This is a genomic window from Shewanella piezotolerans WP3 (assembly GCF_000014885.1).
In the GTDB taxonomy this organism is placed as follows: domain Bacteria; phylum Pseudomonadota; class Gammaproteobacteria; order Enterobacterales; family Shewanellaceae; genus Shewanella; species Shewanella piezotolerans.
Map to the genome: position 1 here is coordinate 2,960,800 of NC_011566.1, position 18,236 is coordinate 2,979,035.

At 41.8% G+C, this 18,236-nt stretch carries 13 protein-coding genes; 3 read left to right on the forward strand and 10 right to left on the reverse strand.

The genetic code is table 11. The annotated features are described in order from the left end of the window. Window positions 1-195: 195 nt before the first annotated feature. The 10 genes from SWP_RS12680 to SWP_RS12720 all read right to left on the reverse strand — a co-directional run bounded on the left by SWP_RS12680 (window position 196) and on the right by SWP_RS12720 (window position 14,118). Entirely contained in the window at window positions 196-2,499 is a 2,304-nt protein-coding gene (locus tag SWP_RS12680; protein WP_020912892.1) for an efflux RND transporter permease subunit, read from the reverse strand. Window positions 2,500-2,512: 13 nt separating this feature from the next. Next, window positions 2,513-3,529 (reverse strand): WD40/YVTN/BNR-like repeat-containing protein, encoded by a 1,017-nt coding sequence (locus SWP_RS12685; protein ID WP_020912893.1) that lies wholly within the window; start codon window positions 3,527-3,529, stop codon window positions 2,513-2,515. A 50-nt stretch (window positions 3,530-3,579) separates the two neighbouring features. Then, on the reverse strand, window positions 3,580-4,944 hold the full coding sequence (locus SWP_RS12690; RefSeq protein WP_020912894.1) for a DUF1329 domain-containing protein: 1,365 nt from the start codon (window positions 4,942-4,944) through the stop codon (window positions 3,580-3,582). An 18-nt stretch (window positions 4,945-4,962) separates the two neighbouring features. Further along, the gene (locus SWP_RS12695; RefSeq protein ID WP_020912895.1) at window positions 4,963-7,011 is read right to left on the reverse strand and encodes a DUF1302 domain-containing protein; all 2,049 of its coding nucleotides are present in this window, start codon (window positions 7,009-7,011) and stop codon (window positions 4,963-4,965) included. A gap of 318 nt (window positions 7,012-7,329) precedes the next feature. Beyond that, window positions 7,330-7,560 carry a DUF2835 domain-containing protein gene (locus SWP_RS23515; RefSeq protein ID WP_020912896.1) on the reverse strand — a complete coding sequence of 77 codons (231 nt, stop codon included), beginning with the start codon at window positions 7,558-7,560 and terminating at the stop codon, window positions 7,330-7,332. 85 nt (window positions 7,561-7,645) lie between these two features. Further along, entirely contained in the window at window positions 7,646-10,207 is a 2,562-nt protein-coding gene (gene pepN / locus SWP_RS12700) for an aminopeptidase N (protein WP_020912897.1), read from the reverse strand. 74 nt (window positions 10,208-10,281) lie between these two features. Then, window positions 10,282-12,324 carry a carboxy terminal-processing peptidase gene (gene prc, locus SWP_RS12705; protein ID WP_020912898.1) on the reverse strand — a complete coding sequence of 681 codons (2,043 nt, stop codon included), beginning with the start codon at window positions 12,322-12,324 and terminating at the stop codon, window positions 10,282-10,284. A gap of 33 nt (window positions 12,325-12,357) precedes the next feature. Next, the gene (gene proQ / locus SWP_RS12710) at window positions 12,358-12,996 is read right to left on the reverse strand and encodes an RNA chaperone ProQ (protein WP_020912899.1); all 639 of its coding nucleotides are present in this window, start codon (window positions 12,994-12,996) and stop codon (window positions 12,358-12,360) included. Between the two features lie 286 nt (window positions 12,997-13,282). Further along, window positions 13,283-13,741 (reverse strand): GAF domain-containing protein, encoded by a 459-nt coding sequence (locus SWP_RS12715; RefSeq protein WP_020912900.1) that lies wholly within the window; start codon window positions 13,739-13,741, stop codon window positions 13,283-13,285. Window positions 13,742-13,836: 95 nt separating this feature from the next. Further along, window positions 13,837-14,118, reverse strand: coding sequence for a YebG family protein (locus tag SWP_RS12720; RefSeq protein WP_044556426.1), 282 nt, complete (start codon window positions 14,116-14,118; stop codon window positions 13,837-13,839). Between the two features lie 196 nt (window positions 14,119-14,314). Between SWP_RS12720 and SWP_RS12725 the strand changes: the two genes are divergently transcribed. Genes SWP_RS12725 through SWP_RS12735 form a run of 3 tightly spaced genes read left to right on the forward strand, consistent with a single transcriptional unit; the run spans window position 14,315 to window position 18,180 of the window. Next, on the forward strand, window positions 14,315-14,941 hold the full coding sequence (locus SWP_RS12725; RefSeq protein ID WP_044556427.1) for a paraquat-inducible protein A: 627 nt from the start codon (window positions 14,315-14,317) through the stop codon (window positions 14,939-14,941). Beyond that, entirely contained in the window at window positions 14,931-15,575 is a 645-nt protein-coding gene (locus tag SWP_RS12730; protein WP_020912903.1) for a paraquat-inducible protein A, read from the forward strand. The genes SWP_RS12725 and SWP_RS12730 overlap by 11 nt, the downstream gene beginning before the upstream one ends. Then, the gene (locus SWP_RS12735) at window positions 15,553-18,180 is read left to right on the forward strand and encodes a PqiB family protein (protein ID WP_020912905.1); all 2,628 of its coding nucleotides are present in this window, start codon (window positions 15,553-15,555) and stop codon (window positions 18,178-18,180) included. Before SWP_RS12730 ends, SWP_RS12735 begins: the two co-directional genes overlap by 23 nt. The last annotated feature ends 56 nt before the right edge of the window (window positions 18,181-18,236 follow it).

Below are 18,236 nucleotides of genomic sequence, written 5' to 3' on the forward strand. Positions count from 1 at the left end.
AGCCTATTTCTGTGACCTAGGTCATAGCGCGAAGTCTATTACTAAATCTGCCATAATTCGAGAACTATTTTAGTGGTAGTGCCTCCAAAAAAGAATGCTAGGCTACATTTATTGCTTTGTGATGAAATAACAATCGCTGATAGCGTGTTTTTATGCAAAAAAAAAGAGAAGCTTATGCTTCTCTTTTTCGCCTATTTACTTGGGTTGTCGCCAAAATACTGCGGTAATGGCTGGAAGGATAATTATTGCCCCCAGCATATTTACTAAAAACATAAAGGTTAGCAATATTCCCATGTCCATTTGGAACTTAAGTGCCGAGAAGAACCAAGTACTCACGCCGATGGCTAATGTTAAACCGGTAAATATCACCGCACTACCACGCTCAACTAGCGCTTCATAATAAGCTTGCTGTACTGGCATACCATCTCTAAGTCTTACTGCCATAGTTGACAGAATATAGATACCATAATCAACACCAATACCGACGCCTAATGCGATAACTGGTAGCGTGCTAACTGCAAGACCTATATTTAGCTGGGTCATCAATGCTTGGGCTAGTGTAGAAACCACATATAGCGGCAAGATAACAGCAATGGTAGCTCTTAATGAGCGGAAGCTAATCAAACACAGTACAAACACCGCCCCATAAACATAAAGCATCATCGGTAGTTGTGCTTCTGCAACTGCTTCATTGGTCGCAGCCATAACGCCAACGGGGCCAGATGCTAGCTTAAAAGTAAGCTGGTCATTATTCATCTGTTGCTGCAGTTGATTAACTTTGTCGATAACAACTTCAATGGTCTCTGCTTTATGATCTTTAAGGAACAGGTACACTGGCATCACTGAACAATCACTATTCAATAAGCCTGACGTTGTTGGCACGCGTCCCACTGCCTGTACAAGACTCGCGGTGTTTCTAGGCAAGACTTGCCACTTGGGGTTACCTTCGTTAAAGCCAGCATTGACTCTTTTGGCAACCGAAGCAAGACTTGCCGTTGATTCTATACCTGCAGTATTACTGACCTGCCATTCAAATTCGTCGATCTGAGTTAACACTGAATGATAAGTACAAGCTTCAGGGAAAGCTTCAACAATAATGGTCATCACATCGGTAGTAATAGAAAACTTATCCGTAATGAAAAAAGTATCTTGGTTATATCTAGAATCAAGGTGTAACGCTGGCGCTCCGCCTTGAAGATCGCCAATTTTCATCTGATTAGCTTGCTGTAAACCAACCGCATATAAACCTGCGGTAATAAGTAAAACCCAAACTGCATATTTAGGCGTTGCAAACTTTGACAGCTTGACCCAAATATTATTTTCTTTAACAGGTGCAGTATTTTTTTGCGGCTGCACTTGTGTGTATGAGATAACAAGTGGCAACAAAACTAGGTTAGTTAAAATGATAACCGCAACACCAAGAGAAGCAGATATAGCGAGCTCACGAATAATACCGATATCGATCGCCAAGAGCGTCATAAAACCGATAGTATCAGAAAGTAACGCTACGCCACCTGGGATCAACAAGCTTCTAAATGCTAACGCCGCAGCGGCTTTTGTACTTTGTCCGTCAGTCACTCTTCTTTTGACTGCATTGATCATCTGTACACTATGGCTGACCCCGATCGCAAATACCAAAAACGGGATTAAAATTGACATCGGGTCTAAACCAAAACCAACAACGGTTAATAGACCTAATTGCCAGATAACAGCAGTTAAACTGCACAGCAAAGGTAAAATGGTAAGCACGATTGATTTAGAGAAAAAGTAAACCATTACTGCTGTTACAAGGATCGCAATTAAGAAAAATAGCAGTACTCCTTTTGCACCTTCAGCAACATCACCAGCCATTTTAGCAAAGCCAATAATATGAATTTTTATCTCATCAGTTTCGTACTGTGCGCGTAGCTCTTGCTCTAATTGTTCAGCAAACGCTAGCGTGTCAAGAGCTTCACCTGTTTGTGGATCAAAATCCATTAACTGCGCACTCACCATTGCTGCAGAATAATCTTCTGCAATCAAACGGCCTACAATGCCGGCTTTTTCAATATTACCGCGAACGATCGACAGCCCTTGTTCCGTAGTGGTGAAGTCTGCGGGGATAACAGGTCCACCGGCAAAACCATCTTCGACAACTTCAGTAAAGCGAGTTGATGGTGAGAACAGTGACTTAACTTGCGCTCTATCTACACCAGGAATGAAGAACAGCTGATCATGAACATTCTTAAGTGAATCAAAAAAGTTAGCATTGAAGATATTGCCACTTGTGTCTTCAACTGCAACCATAATGCTATTTGCACCACCAAACTGCTTTTGATGCTTTAAATAGGTCTTCATGTAGCTGTGATTAAGGGGAATGTTTTTTACAAACGCTGCGTCCATTTTTAGGTTACTTGCCTGTAAACCTAAAAAAAACGTGGTAAGAATAAATAAAAAGATTACGAAAGCGCGGTGCCTAAACAAATAGGTTTCAATGCCATTTACAAATTTATCTAACATACGTCAGGTCCTATTATTTTTGTTCTAACTTGATGAGACCTTTATTACCGGCGACCCAGAGCGCCCCAGCAGTGTCTTTAGCAATAGCGACTAAATTTTCGCCCTGTCTTTGTTCAACCAATGTTGCGTTACCTTGCGCAGTGACGTCAATAACGACCCCTGCGTTTCCAACAATGCGCAATGTCGACTCATCGATGGCTACGCCTGCATTTATTGTTGAATCGACGGGTAACATGACCTCTTGCCATTGAGCCAGTTGCATTTGTGACTTAAAGAGGTGTCCACGTAGGCCCATTACATAAACATTGTCACCGAATTCACTTGCATTAAATAAAGAGCCTTCATAAGGAAAGTTTTGCTTTTGCCAATGATAGCCATTATCACTGGAAACGGCGACAAGTCCGAGTTCGCCAACCATTATCAACTGACCGTTAGTTAGAGGGATGACGCGATTAAAATGCGGTAGCAAAGTACTACGTTCAGATAGATACAGAGCTTCGTCTTCAGCTTTAAGCTCTTCTAAATAAGCGACATCTTCTTCAAAGAGTAACTCTTGGTGATACTCACTTATCCAGTTATTTCCACCATCGGTTGTGCGGTAGAACAAACCATAAGCGCCAATAGCAATGCCATTATTCTCATCGAAAAATAATAGATCTAAAAAGGGTTTATCAACCTCTGCAGATTGCATCTGCAGCTGCCAGGTTTTACCGCCATCTTCGGTATGCAATATCGTGGCGTCATGCCCAACTGCCCAGCCTTGGGTTTCAGATATAAAGAATGCTTTGGTTAATTGGGCGGCCGTCGGTGTAGCAACTTGTTGCCATTGATTATCATAGATAAATGCGTGACCGCGTTCTCCAACCGCTACGAGTGTATTACCAGATTGCGCGATATCAAGCACAAGTGAATGAGCAGCAAGAGGTTGTATTTGTTGTTCTAATTTGTTTTCTTGAGCCAATACAGCAGAAGAATTAAAGATACTGGCGACACTCAAGACAGAGATAAACCGAAGCATGCTAAACGACATACAGACTTCCTTTCAAAATAAGAGGGGCATAACGCCCCTCTCTAAGTGGGTTAACGAATACCAGCACGTCTTAACGCTGCAGGAGTGAAGTTACCTTCACTCAACTTTGCGTCAAAATCGTACATACGGCCTTCATTATCAAGCCCCATTGCGATATAACGACGAGACTGTAGATCATGGAACACTTCTAACGTGCTCCATTGAGTTGGCACTTCGTAGTAGTTCAAACCATGAGCAATCGCCACACGGTAAAGTTCGTCACGGTTGTCATATAAGTCTGCAACCGATACTTGCCAAGAGTCTTCATCAATGTAGAAAGTACGCGCCTTGTAGATATGACGCATCCCTTCTTTAAGCGTTGCTTTCACAACCCAAACACGATGCTTTTCATAACGAACATACTCAGGGTTGATGTGACCAGGAGTGACAATTTGCTCATAGGAAAGTTTGTCGGAATGGAGCTTATAATCATTATAAGGAATATAAAGCTCCTGCTTACCGACCAACTCCCAGTTATAACGCACTGGAGAGCCGTTAAACATATCAAAATCATCGGTTGTTCTTAGGCCATCAGAAACTGTGCCTGGCGTGTCAAAGGCGACGTTTGGCGCTTTACGAACACGGCGTTGACCCGTGTTATATGTCCAAGCTTGACGAGGCAGTTTCTCTTGATCCATGGTCTCTTTAACAAGCAGTGCTGTACCGGCCAAACGAGCTGGCTGAGTTACAACTTGCTTAAAGAAGAACAAGGTATTCTCTTTTGCTAATTTATCAAGCGTCATCTCTGGGCGAGAGTATTGGAAACGGATCTCTTCTGCTGTTTCAACTAGTGTATAACTACCGCCCGCCGTCGGTGCAGCTTGGCTACGCGAAGTTTTGATATCTACACCACGGAAGCGAAGTATGTGGTTCCAAATAACTTCTAAGCCATTCTCAGGCATTGGAAACGGTATACCGATAGATGCACCAGTTAAACCATTACCGCCATCAATCAGCTCAGCACGAGTTGCATTGGCTTTAGTTGCATCATAGACAAATTGAGGAACTGATGCTGAGCGACGAGTTTCATAGACATTCATCTTGAAGGTTTCAGGGTATAGTTCAAACAGTTTTACCTGGCCGTCACTGAGAAACTCTTTGTATTTGTCTTTGTTGGCATTAGTAATAGTAAATTCAATTTTGTCACCAGGAAATGGATCCGGGTGATGCATACCTTTACTGTAACCAGCAACAGGCTTGGTGATACCGCCATCCCATGCTGGGATTGAACCATCAGCATTGCCAGCCTTTACAGCCCCTAGCGGTGTCAGTTCTGTGCCTAATTTGGCAGCATCTGCGTCAGAAACTTTAGCAACAGCGCTTGAAGCGCCTAAAGCCATCATGACTGCGGCAGACAATATCGCAAGATTCTTCATTATTATTGTCCTTGTGATTTAGATTGAGTACTTAATGTTGAACGACACATAGTCTCGATCAGCCATAGCATTCGTTGTTCCTACACCACCAAAGAATGTGTTGTAAGAGATATCTGCACCCCATTTACTTTGGTAATCAAAAGCGACGCCCAAGGCGACGGATTTCTTACCTTCAGTAAATAGGAACATTGGATCCGGCGTAATTCCGTCAACATCGTGAGAGAAAATAACTCGTGGTGCGACATTCACCCCACCCCATACGTTGTTATAGTCCGCTTTAGCAACTAGACGATAACCCCAAGCAAAATCAGTTGGGAATGGGTTGGTTTCAGGGCCATTATGCAGCGCCTCGATTATGCCCGGCATATCAGGGTTACCACCTGAACGTGCAGTGCCAGGACCGTTGAGACGAAGCTCGTCAAAGCTCGGCATATCATGGATCCATACACCACCAATCTCAGCCAACATAGTTAGGTTATCTGTACCTAATGTTGGACCGAATAGATGTGTGAATGTGGTTTGAGCTTGAGTGGTATCTAAACGAATGAAGCCTTCAGCATATTCACCTGGACCATAGTTTTCGACTTGTGAAATACCATCGAGATCTGGGCGAAGGCCCGCATTAGCCAATTGTTGAGGCATAGCAGCAAAAAGCAGCTCAACATCATCAATCTGCAACGGCTCATCCAAGCGATGTGCAACTTCACCAGCAAAAGAAGTGTCACCAAGTAATGTGTTAAAACTAAAGCCCATTAATTGAATATCTTCTGGGTAAACAATCTGCGCCTTAGAGAAAGTCTCTAATGCTAACAAATCTTCTCGAGTCATGGCTTCGCCAGACTGTGCTTTACCGCCTAGGCGTTGTAAATCTCGGCCAATCGCTTCTTGTGTAAAGTTCGCAGTTGTTCCACTGATCAATGGACGACGGCTATGGTAGTTCATGTAGTACAAGCCAAACTCAGTTTCACCAAGCTGCGGCGCGTAATAACCGACTTTCACACCCCACTGACCGTCATCACTTGCTGACGCATCGTCTTCGACCAACGTGGCTTTTGTTGGATACGCAAGTGCGAGTTGCGCTAGTGTCGCGCCATCAACTTGACCTGAACCAACCATACCCACTAATGCATTGTATTCAGATAGTAGGAAATCGAGATTCATATCTGGATTTGCGTTAAAACCTAACTGTGCATTTTGGTTGTAACCGCCGTAACCCGCGAAATCATTAGTAGAAAAAATAGAGCCCGGTGTTGGAACCCATACAGGCTGCCAATCATACTGGTAAAAACCTTCTACAGACAGATCGTCCGTGATCCCAAAAGAGGCCCAAACCATACCTTGTGGACGGAATGCTTCTTTAAGTTCTGCACCCGGTGCATTCAAGATATTTAAATCCACAGCATTGATCGAGCTAATACCATGGGCGATAAGAGTACTCTCACCCCATGAAACCACCTGATTACCAACGCGAACAGATAAAGGGTTTGCGCCATCATTAAAATCGAAATCCGCATAGACAAATGCATCTAGTAATCGGATATCTTTACATTGAACTTCCGATGCCTTGCTATCTTCACATGGGTCAAACTCTTTCCCTGTAAGAGGGTCGTTAAAGTCATAACTGCCATCGTTTAGCTTACGATCATAAAAGTACATAGCACGGGCAAACACACCAAAGTTCTGATATTTTAAGGATAATTCATGCAAACCTTTAAATATTTCAGAAGTCGTATCGCCTTGCGAATAAAGTAAGTTACTTAAATCACCATTACTTGAATAGGAACCAGGCTGAGCCCAAATTTCTGCGGAACTGTATTTGGTGTTGCCAAATGCAGAATAACCTGACCAGTCAAACTGAGGCTGATTCACCTTACCAATTTGATTTTCCCAATCTCGCCCTTCTACTCGCCAACTCGCACCAGCAGTCCAGGTTGAATCAAATGTTCCTTCTACTTCGCCCCAATTAAATGAGACTGCATTGGCACTTGTTGACATGCCAAAACCGAGCGCCGCGACTATCCCCAAAGCGAGCGTCGACTTATTAAAGCCGTTCTTAACCTTTTTCATTTTAGCTTCTCTCCGTAACCTGCTGGATTCTTTTGTTATAGGAATTGATAACCAACATACTGTTAGCTTACAGGTAACACCATTGTTACAGCATTTATACGTGGTGAGCAAGGATGAAATAGTGAAAATCTTTAAAAGATTTCGCTATTTTACAAGGATTTAGCAAGGTGGTTTGAGGAGTGTATTTAAATCAGATTTACATAATATAAAGAGATTGGCATTTAGTTAATATATATTATTTAATAACAATACCTTATCTAAATTAACAGATAGCTAAAGCACTGCGTTTAAAGTAATCGACCGTTTTAAGTAATTACTCTAAATCTTATTCAGTTGGATCAAGTTTCCTTGACTATCAACCACCATTTCGAAGTATGCTTTTATGCCTGAGCGAGTAAAAAACGGTCTAAAATGTCTTGCGCTTATCCACAACGTTCTTCCTGCTAAATCGACAACCTCCACTTTAGTGACTTGACCACGGTAGTAAGGTAAAAAATCTTCATAACTGATGTTAAGAGGGAACTGGAAAACTTGATTTGATTGTTGCACGTGGAGTTCTCGAATATTTATTAAATGCCAGCTTAAACAGGGCTACTGCCCTGGATAAGCTGAGATTTTACTTTTTCTTATGACATTATGAAAGTGCTTTGGTCACCTTCTCATAGAGGTCTTTAGACAGTTCATCTATTGCCAAAATACTCTCTAAAGACTTACGCATTAACGCCTGCCTTTCTAGATCAAACTTTTTAAATTGTATAAGCGGTGTAATAATCCTAGCCGCGACCTGCGGATTCACTTTATTGAGTTTGATAATCGCTTTAGTCAAAAAGTCATATCCTTTTGCATCTTTACGATGAAATTCAAAGGTATTGGCTGCTGCAAACACGCCAATCAAAGAGCGCACTCGGTTTGGGTTAGACATGGAAAAACCTTCGTGTTGCAAAAGCTTTTCAAGTTGCTCAATACAACCCTCATTGGCAAATGTAGCATGTAAACTAAACCACTTATCCATTGCTAATGGCGTCTCTACCCAGCGAGATTCATATGCCGTCATTAACGCTGTTCGCTCACTAGAGCAGTCACTATTCAACGCGGTTAGCGCCCCTAAAGTGTCAGTCATGTTATCAGCAGTTCCAAACTGTTGTTCTGCAATATAGCGGTAGCTATCATCCACCTTAAGCAATAAACTTAGGCAGGTATTTTTAAGAGCACGAGCATCTGCACTATCGGTGCTTTGTAGCTGCCTGACTTTAGCGAGCAGTTCATCTTCACAACCTTGTGCTATTTCATTGACTGCAAACTGACGTGCAATAGCAAGGCTATCTAGGTCGACACTCTCTGTTTGCTCTATCAGCGAACTTGCACTTGTCAGGGTAAGAATTTCAGCCATTAGTGCTTCATTTAACGATTCAGATAAAAGAACGCCTTTAAAGCCATCAACAAGTCGGCTATCTATATGCATCGCTTTGCCATTTTGCAAATTATCTACACACTGCCAAATTGACTGACTAAATAAAGATACAGATGCCTCCCACTTCGCCACTTCACTGTTAGCGAAACGCATTAAATGCAGTAACTGCTCAATTGAGTAATCAAATTCCAATTTTACCGGCGCTGAGAAATCTTGTAATAATGAAGCTACGGGTCTGCTTTTAATATTCTCAAAAACAAAATTTTGAGTTTGCTGTTTAAAATCTAATACCTGATTGACGAGACTGTTACCCTCGCTATCAATCAGCTCGATATCAAATGGAATATGCTGTGGCAATTTGTCCGTTTGGCCAGGAGTATCGGGTGTTTCTTGAGATAATGTTAAGCAGTAGCTATTAGTTGAATCATCATAAGATTCTGTAGCAGTGACTTGAGGAGTGCCAGCTTGGCTATACCAAAGGCGGAACTGACCTAAATCAACTTGACTGGCATCTTCCATTGCCGCGACAAAATCATCGCAAGTCACAGCTTGGCCGTCATGCCTGTTAAAGTACAACGCCATCCCTGCTTGGAACTTATCTTCCCCTAACAAGGTATGCATCATTCGAATCACTTCAGCCCCCTTGTTATACACTGTAACGGTATAGAAATTATTCATCTCTATTACTGATTCAGGGCGTATAGGATGAGCCATTGGGCCAGAGTCTTCAGCAAACTGCTGGTTTTTCATCACTTTAATAGCATGAATACGATTAACAGCTCGAGAGCCAACATCAGAACTAAACTCTTGATCTCGAAAAACGGTTAGCCCCTCTTTTAAGCTCAATTGGAACCAATCACGACAAGTTACTCTGTTACCGGTCCAATTATGAAAATACTCATGACCAACTACAGACTCGATCCCATGGTAATCATCATCAGTAGCAGAGGCTTTATCTGCCAACACATATTTGGTATTAAATACATTCAGCCCCTTATTTTCCATCGCACCCATATTGAAAAAATCAACGGCTACTATCATATAAATATCGAGATCGTATTCAAGATTAAAACGAGTTTCATCCCATTGCATTGATTTCTTTAATGATGCAATTGCATGGTGAGCTTTATGAAGATTGCCTTTATCGACAAAAACCTGCAGCTTAACGGCTCTATCGCTACGGGTGATATATTCATCTTCTAATAGGTCAAAATCACCTGCAACTAATGCAAAAAGATAAGCCGGTTTGGGAAACGGATCATGCCATTTAACGTAATGTAAACCGCCTTCCAAATCACCACTTTCAACAAGATTACCGTTACTTAACAAAAATGGAAATGCAGTTTTGTTTGCTTCTATGCGTACGGTATAAATAGCTAGAACGTCAGGTCTATCAAGAAAGTAAGTAATACGCCTAAACCCTTCAGCTTCACACTGAGTGCAGTAAGCTCCATCAGACATGTATAAGCCTTCTAGACTGGTGTTTGACTCAGGATCGACGACAGAGACTATTTCCAACTCAAAAGTTTGCTCTTCTGTATCGATAATCAGTTGACCGTTTTTCTCTGTATATGCGCTCTCAACACCGTTTATTTTAACTGACTTTAAGTTAATATCTTCGCCATCTAGTTTTAATGGCTGCTGGTGTTCACCCACTCTTTCGATTGAGCTAGTCGCTTGAATTACAGAATTCTCACCCGCTAAAGAGATATCCAAATCCAAGTGTGTGATTTGAAAAAGTGGTGCTTGATAGTCTTTTAGGTACTTAGCTTGTGGTTGTGTCATTGTAGGCCTACTAATTCCATTTTTAAGTTAAAAAAAACGCGCTAATAGCGCGTTTTATAATCTGCAGTGAGCGACTAATTTTGATTTTTAGCCACTTTCTCAATATCAACTAAATCGAGAGTGATGTATGCCGTTTCATCGAGAAATGCATCGGTCTTGTCAGCATCGTCTTCTATATCATCTAACGATTTAACCACTTCGAGGCCTTCACGGACTCGCCTTTCGTTTTCGCGATCGAGTTGCTTCTTATCGTTCTCATCACGCTCAGCAAGACGTTCACTTTCAACTAACGATACCGTTTTGTCGTTATGGTTAGCTTTAAACTCTTCGATATCTTGGAAGATATAGCCGAATTCAACGTCTGTTTTAATTCGCTGTTGATGCTTGCTATCAAGATTTTGAATCAACTGTGGATAGATCTCGCTTAACGTACCGTACTGCGCCACTGGCACCTTGTCCCATGGCAGTGCATTCTCTTCTTCTGCTTCACCGTACTCACCAGGCTCTAGAGCACTTGGAAATGGAATGTCCGGTGTCACACCTTTTAGCTGAGTACTGCCACCATTAATACGATAGAACTTCGCGATTGTATACTGTACATGCCCTATTGGTTTCTCATACATATCGTAGATTCTGCCAAGGCTCTTATGCTGTTGCACGGTGCCTTTACCGAATGTAGATTCACCTACAATCAGAGCACGATCATAGTCTTGCAGTGCTGCGGCAAAAATCTCTGACGCAGAAGCACTATAGCGATCAACCATCACCGTTAATGGACCGTCATAGGTGACTCGGCCATCATTATCTCTATTTTGAGAAACTCGACCATTAGCATCACGAATTTGTACTACGGGTCCTTGCTCAATAAACAAACCTGTAAGCAATGTCGCTTCAGTAAGCGCACCGCCACCATTACCACGTAAATCGATAATGATACCTTCAACTTTAGCCTCTTTAAGCTCTGCAAGCTCTTTAGAAACATCCTTTGAAAGGTTCATATAGAAACCTGGGATTTGAATAACACCGACCTTGCGGTTAGCGTATGGTCCCTCCGACGGCTCGACAACTTTTGAGGTAGCAGCACGGTCTTCTAAACGTATCTTGTCTCGTACGATAGTCAGTTCAAAAGGCTTAGCACTGGAACCACCTTTATTAGGCAAGATCTCTAAAACAACTTTACTGCCTTTAGGACCTTTAATTAACTCGACAACATCGTCTAAACGCCAACCGATAACATCTACAATTTTCTCGCCTTCTTGGCCTACACCAACAATTTTGTCTTCAGGCGACAACTTCTCACTGGTTGCTGCTGGACCGCCAGCAACTAGGCTTTTAATGACGGTGTAATCATCATCAACTTGAAGTACCGCACCAATGCCCTCAAGGCTTAAATTCATCTCCATCTGGAAACGCTCTGCATTTCGTGGCGATAAATAGCTGGTATGCGGCTCAACAGTTCTCGCAAATGCGTTCATAACACCTTGGAAAACGTCTTCGCTGTGAGTTTGACTTAGACGCTTGATTGAGTTGTTGTAACGCTTGGATAAAATAGTGACGATTTCATCCCATTTTTTACCCGTCAACGTTAAGTTTAACGCATCGTACTTGACGCGTTGACGCCAAAGTTCGTTTAACTCAGCTTCAGTTTTAGGCCAAGCGGCGTCTTTACGGTCGAATTCATAAGCATCGCCAGCCACATCAAACTTCATCTCTTCGTCTAATAAAGAGAGTGCATAGGCGAATCGTTCATAGCGGCGTTTTTGAATCACTTCGAACATTGCATAGGCTTGCTGCAGATCGCCACTTTTCAACATATCGTCAAATTGAGTGGAATAAGCCATAAAGCTGTCAACGTCTGACTGCAGTAGCACATTCTTACGATAATCCAACTGTTTCAGGTATCGTTCGAACACTTGCTTTGAAAACGCATCGTCCATTTCAAAACGATGGTAATGGGAACGGGTGAACAAACCAGTGACGCGTTTACTCGCCACTTTATGTTGGGGTTCCTGCTTTAAAGCAGGTAACTCGCTGAATTGAATAGTAGGGCTAACAGCCCACGCCGAGAATCCTACAAAAATACTGGCGATAGATACAGCCAGAGACATTTTCCGCATCAACAAGTTACTCCTTTACATGCTTTTAAACCATTACAGCAGTATGTATTCAGCTTTAACTTTTATCGTTAAACCAGAATCTAGCTGAACTTGAACATCTTCTTTTTTGATATCCAAAATAACACCAGCTACTGGCGCCTTACCTAGTTTGACGTTTACACGTTGATTTTTCTTCAACTCTGTCAGTACCGCAGGCGTTAAAACTACTTCTGCTACTTTTTCTTTAACAGGTTTTGCGCTTGGCGCCGCTTTCGGTCTTCTAGCAACCGGTTTTTTAACGGGTTTCTTAGCATTAGCTGCAGGTGCTGACGTTTTTCCTGCCTTAGCTATTCTTTTTGCTTTCGCTTTTTCCTGACTTTCTTTAAGTGTAGCTTGAGCATGGTCAACGTGCTCTTGTTCTAGCTCACCACAGGAATTACCATCTAAATCGATACGATGCGTACCGGCTTTAACACATTTAAGGTAACGCCAGCTGCTTGTGTATCTTCTTAAAGCGATTCTTAGTTGAGTCTTACTGACTTTAGAATCATCAGCTAACCTTTCCGCTAAATCTTGAAACAATCCGATTTTTAATGGCTTAGTTTCACCTTCAGCTATAAAGCATAAAGGAAATGTTTCATATAAGTACGCAAGAATAGCGTTGGTATCGGTCAACTTTTCTGTTGATTCCATCTTTACTTCCACAGTTTAAAAAAGGGACACCACCAAAAGAGTTTCTATCTCTCATCGATTTAAGTGTCGTTTATATTTGTCTGATTATGACCTAAAGAACAAATTAATAATGATTAACTTATGTTTTTTAGCGGCAAAATCAAACCTACCTTAGCAACAACCTATCATAAACGCTATTGCTTCGCTTTACCGAATAATCGCGATTTGAGATTTCATTGCTCAAACCGCTTATTATAGGGATGCATGAGATGATTGCGACCATCAATTAGCAAAAATTGGTCGTTGATTAACCAAATAGGCAATTTTCGAGACTTTTCACCAAAGTTTCTACGCCTTGTTGATCGATTTCATCAAATCTTGATAACGATGGGCTATCAATATCCAGTACTCCGATAACATCACCATTGCGTCGAAACGGAACAACCAATTCAGAAACGCTCGCGGAATCACACGCTATGTGGCCCACAAATTGATGAACATCAGCGATACGTTGTGTTTCATTTTTTTCAACCGCAGTACCACATACGCCTTTTCCTATCGGTATCCGAGTACATGCGACTTTCCCTTGAAAAGGGCCCAAAACAAGTTGCTCGTTCTTTAATAGGTAAAAGCCTACCCAATTAAGGTCAGTTAAATTATCATTTAACAGCGCAGAAAAATTGGCTAAAGCCGCTATTTGGTCATCTTCACCGCTCAATAAAGCGATAACTTGACGATTCAACGTGTCATAAAATGACGCGGTCATATACATCCCCTAAACAAAATCATCGATAAAACTAAGTAAATTTGCAGCATCTTATCAAGATGCAACATATTTAGAAGACTGATACTCTGTTTTTTTTAGTCTAAATTAGTCTTTTTCGACACTTTCTTAGCCGGAGCTTTACTTACCGCTGCCCCACCTTTAAGTAAAGATTGAAGTTCATCTTTATGCTGCGCTAAGAAAAACCCAAGCTTTTCAATATCATTATCTTCCAACCCTAGTTCAGGGTTAGTCAAGAAAGGAATTAAGTTGTCAGCGATATCAAGCATCTTATCGTAGGCATCAGCCTCCTTTTTCGATGTGAAAGTCATCTTTTCAACCCCTTCTCTAACTACGACAAATTTGGTTATAACGGCCATAATCAATCTCGCACTGTTTTTATATACAGTAAAGAGTCTCACATATTGAAGTTCTTATGCAAGTTTTCTTGAAAACCTGATACGCTTATAGCGATAAGGACTCTGTAATAATCAAATGCATACGATTATTTGAGCCTACGTTTATAGCAATATGTTTGTTTTATTCCTTAACGTTTTATTTGAGGCTTTGTTTCCTATGCCACCGGATACGCTAGACAATAGTGTTACTTTATGTCCGTCATGTGATTTGGTCATAAGGAAGCGTGCCTTGCCAACGGGCGTACGAGCGATTTGCCCGCGGTGCCACACGCAGTTATACGACACGCCATACTGCTCAATTAACGGCATGCTAGCTCTATGTGTGACAGCTATTATCTTTTTTTTCCCAGCGAACTTATTTCCAGTGCTTGAGCTTGAATTTTTAGGCAGTATGCGCACGACAACCGTTTTTGAAGGGGCCGCTGCGGTCTATCAGCAAGGTTATTGGGTTGTTGCGATCGCAGTTATGACGGCAGCGGTCATCGCCCCAGGCATCTTGCTCGCTTCAATATTGGTGCAGATCCTGATCATTAAATATGGACTGCAATCACCTTTATTAAGGTCGATATTAAAGCAAGCATTAAAGTTACAAGGGTTGCTTACCCAGCTAACTATGCTCGAAATCTATGTTATTAGCTTTTTGGTTGCCGCTTTTAACCTTGCGGATTTTGCTACTGTTTCTTTCGGTTTTGGAACTTTCTGCTTTACAATGTTGTTTATAATGCATTTATTTCTTTTAAGAGAATACGATTTAGAACATATGTGGAGTTTCCTTGAACGATAATCAGACAAGCTGCACATTAGGAAAAGAAGTAGGCCTAACTTGCTGCCCGACCTGCAATAAAGTCACCTGCGCTAATTCAGCCTGTTGTAGCCGCTGTGATGCCAAACTGATTGTTAGGGATTACGACAGCCTACAAAAGAGCTGGGCTTTACTGATCACCGCAGCTATTTTGCTGATCCCAGCCAACCTATACCCAATAACAACACTGACGAATCAAGGGCAAGTCACCCAAGACACCATTTTTTCAGGGATAGCACATCTGGTTAAAACGGACATGATCCCTATCGCTATTATTCTATTTACAGCGAGCATATTGGTTCCGGTGCTAAAAATTGTAGGTTTAACCATATATTTAACGGCAATTAGCTTTAAGTTACCTATATCCAAGAAAAAGCTAATGATGGGCTTTCATATTATCGAATGGATTGGCAGGTGGTCGATGTTAGATTTGTTTGTCATTTCTCTCACTGTTGCGGTCGTTAATATGGGACAACTTTTAGATGCAAAACCGGCACCTGCCGCTACAGCATTTGCCTTAGTTATTCTGCTGACACAGCTAGCAGCAAAAGTGATTGACACACGTTTACTCTGGGACAGATTGGAAATAAAAAATGACTCAAGTACAGACACCTAAAGTAGTAAAGAAAAAGCTCTTCTCTCCTATTTGGCTATTACCGATTATCGCATTGGCGCTAGGAGCTTGGTTAGGAGTTAAGAGTATCCGTGAGTCTGGCGTAGAGGTCAGAATACATTTCCCAAGTGCCACTGGTATGGATATTGGCAAAACATTAGTTAAGTATCAAGGACTTACGGTTGGCAAGGTTGTTGATATCAGTATTGATGATGATCTTCAGGGGGTGAATGTTGATGTTTTAATGGATTATCGCTCCTCTCCATTTCTCAACAAAGATACCAAGTTTTGGCTCGTGAAACCCAAGGCTTCAATTACTGGCGTTGAAGGATTAGACACCTTATTTTCAGGTAATTATATTGGGATTTTGCCAGGTGAAGGTGAGTCAGCTTCTTTTTTCGAAGCAGAGATCAGCGCACCAGTTATTACACCAGGTAACGAAGGTTTAATCGTTAACATTACCTCGGAAAAGTTAGGTTCTTTAGATGTCGGTTCTCCGCTATTTTATCGACAGATCCCAGTGGGTCAAGTTGTTGGCTACCGTTTAGATAGCAGCAATAAGATTATTGTTACAGCCTTTATTCAGCAGCAATATGCAAATTTAGTCAAAGTTGATTCACAGTTTTGGAATGTGTCGGGTATTAGTGTTGATGCTTCTCTTGCCGGTATTGAAGTTCGCACTGAAAGTTTAGCGGCGATTCTAGCAGGTGGCATTAGCTTTAGTTCAAATGATAAGTCTGCCCCTGCAGAAAATAGACACGAATTTGCGCTGTATGATAGCGAGAAACAAGCCTTCGGTGGTATAGAGTTTACATTAACGGCTAACGGCACAGAGTCAGTGGCCAATAATACCGCCATTGTTTTTCGAGGCATTAATATAGGCCGGGTTACCAATAAAATCCTAACTGATAACGGTATATCTTTAGAGGCTAAAATCGACAGTAAATATGCCGAGTTGTTAGCAGGAACATCATCATTTTGGTTAGAAGGGGCAGATATATCTCTCAGCGGCATCAATCATCCAGAGCGACTACTTACTGGCAGTGTGATTAACTTTATTACGGGTTCTGGCGATCCGCTACAGCAATATCCCTTGCTAACCACTAAACCCGAGCCGTTGAATAGTAACAAGCTTACGTTAACTCTGGACTCAGATACCAACCCAGGCGTTTCAGCCGGCGCTGAGTTACGTTTCAAACAAATAAAAATAGGTACAGTGCTGTCCAGTAAGTTAAATAAAGAACTGACTAAAGTTGAATATAATATCGAAGTCGATGCGGATTTCAGTAGTTTACTCACCAAGGGCAGCTATTTTGTCGCCGAGTCCGTACTTTCAGTAGAAGCGAACTTAGACGGTGTTGCGGTAAAAGCTCGCGACCTCAGCACCTTTACTAATGGCGCACTAAGTTTGATAAAAGGCGCAAGTAACCAGCAGTTAGCTAACGGGGCATTATTAAGAGTATTTGCCAGCAATAAAGAAGCAGATAGCTACTTTGAGAACTCGAGACTAATAACTCGACAACTTTTTAGCAATGATGCCGCTGATGTCGTTGATGGCTCACCGGTTTACTATAAAAAAATGCAGATTGGCCAAGTTAACAAAGTTGAATGGCAGCGGAAGAGTAACGATTTTATAATTGATATTAGTATTCAAAAAACGTTTGAATCGCTGTTAACCGACAAAACGGTTTTTTGGCGCAATAGCGCGTTAGCAATTAATGCCAGTTTAAGTGGCATTGAAGTAGAGATGTCGCCACTACAAGGCGCGATTAAAGGTGGCATCACTTTAGGGTTATTGGAGCAACCAGCACAAGGACACGAAAACCAGCTATATGCTTCTAAATTCCTCGCGTTAAGCCAATCAACAGCGATAACGATGACCTTCCCCGCCAGCGTAAAATTGGCTAAGAAGGCGCCTATCCGCTACTTGGGTCATAAAGTGGGTGAAGTGGAGTCAGTTGTACTGAGCAAAGATCTGACAGAGTTAAATGTCTCAGCTTATCTTTATGGTGACTACGCCGCTAACTTCAACCAACAAGACGCTAGCTTTTCCATTGTGGACGCAAAAGTTTCACTGTCAGGAATTGAAGCGCCTGAAACTCTGATTACTGGACCTTATATTTCAGTCGTTCCAGGGATCAGTACACAGACAGCTTCGCGCTTTGCCGGTTTAATAGACAAACCATTTTATAACCTAGATAACGCTCTTACCTTTATCATCACTAATAATAACTTAGGTTCTATCAATAAAGGCACTGCTATCTTCTTTCGAGGCATAAAAGTCGGTCAAGTAGATAGTTACCAGTTGATTGCTGATGGTACCGGTGTAGAAATGACCGCTCACATTGAGAGCCGATATAAACATCTAGTGAATAGCTCCAGTGTACTTTGGGATCTTTCGGGTGTTAAAGTTGATGTAGGACTATTTTCTGGTGCGCAGATTGAAACGGGCTCACTTGAAACTATCCTTACTGGAGGAATTGGCCTCGCGACCAAAGAGGTAACGTCAGTAGAAAATATGATTGCCCCTCAACATAAATTCCCGCTTAACGCTGCTGTCGACCCTATTTGGTTAGACTGGGCACCAAAGCAATCTGCGACTGACTGATTTCCTATTTAAAATTCCATATCAGGCGATTGCTTAAATACCTAAGTTATCGCCTT

What these genes read in the sequence shown, in the direction of transcription:
- SWP_RS12680 (WP_020912892.1), bottom strand. Translation starts at nt 2,499, where the DNA reads ATGTTAGATAAATTTGTAAATGGCATTGAAACCTATTTGTTTAGGCAC.
- SWP_RS12685 (WP_020912893.1), bottom strand. Translation starts at nt 3,529, where the DNA reads ATGTCGTTTAGCATGCTTCGGTTTATCTCTGTCTTGAGTGTCGCCAGT.
- SWP_RS12690 (WP_020912894.1), bottom strand. Translation starts at nt 4,944, where the DNA reads ATGAAGAATCTTGCGATATTGTCTGCCGCAGTCATGATGGCTTTAGGC.
- SWP_RS12695 (WP_020912895.1), bottom strand. Translation starts at nt 7,011, where the DNA reads ATGAAAAAGGTTAAGAACGGCTTTAATAAGTCGACGCTCGCTTTGGGG.
- pepN (WP_020912897.1), bottom strand. Translation starts at nt 10,207, where the DNA reads ATGACACAACCACAAGCTAAGTACCTAAAAGACTATCAAGCACCACTT.
- prc (WP_020912898.1), bottom strand. Translation starts at nt 12,324, where the DNA reads ATGCGGAAAATGTCTCTGGCTGTATCTATCGCCAGTATTTTTGTAGGA.
- proQ (WP_020912899.1), bottom strand. Translation starts at nt 12,996, where the DNA reads ATGGAATCAACAGAAAAGTTGACCGATACCAACGCTATTCTTGCGTAC.
- SWP_RS12715 (WP_020912900.1), bottom strand. Translation starts at nt 13,741, where the DNA reads ATGACCGCGTCATTTTATGACACGTTGAATCGTCAAGTTATCGCTTTA.
- SWP_RS12720 (WP_044556426.1), bottom strand. Translation starts at nt 14,118, where the DNA reads ATGGCCGTTATAACCAAATTTGTCGTAGTTAGAGAAGGGGTTGAAAAG.
- SWP_RS12725 (WP_044556427.1), top strand. Translation starts at nt 14,315, where the DNA reads ATGCCACCGGATACGCTAGACAATAGTGTTACTTTATGTCCGTCATGT.
- SWP_RS12735 (WP_020912905.1), top strand. Translation starts at nt 15,553, where the DNA reads ATGACTCAAGTACAGACACCTAAAGTAGTAAAGAAAAAGCTCTTCTCT.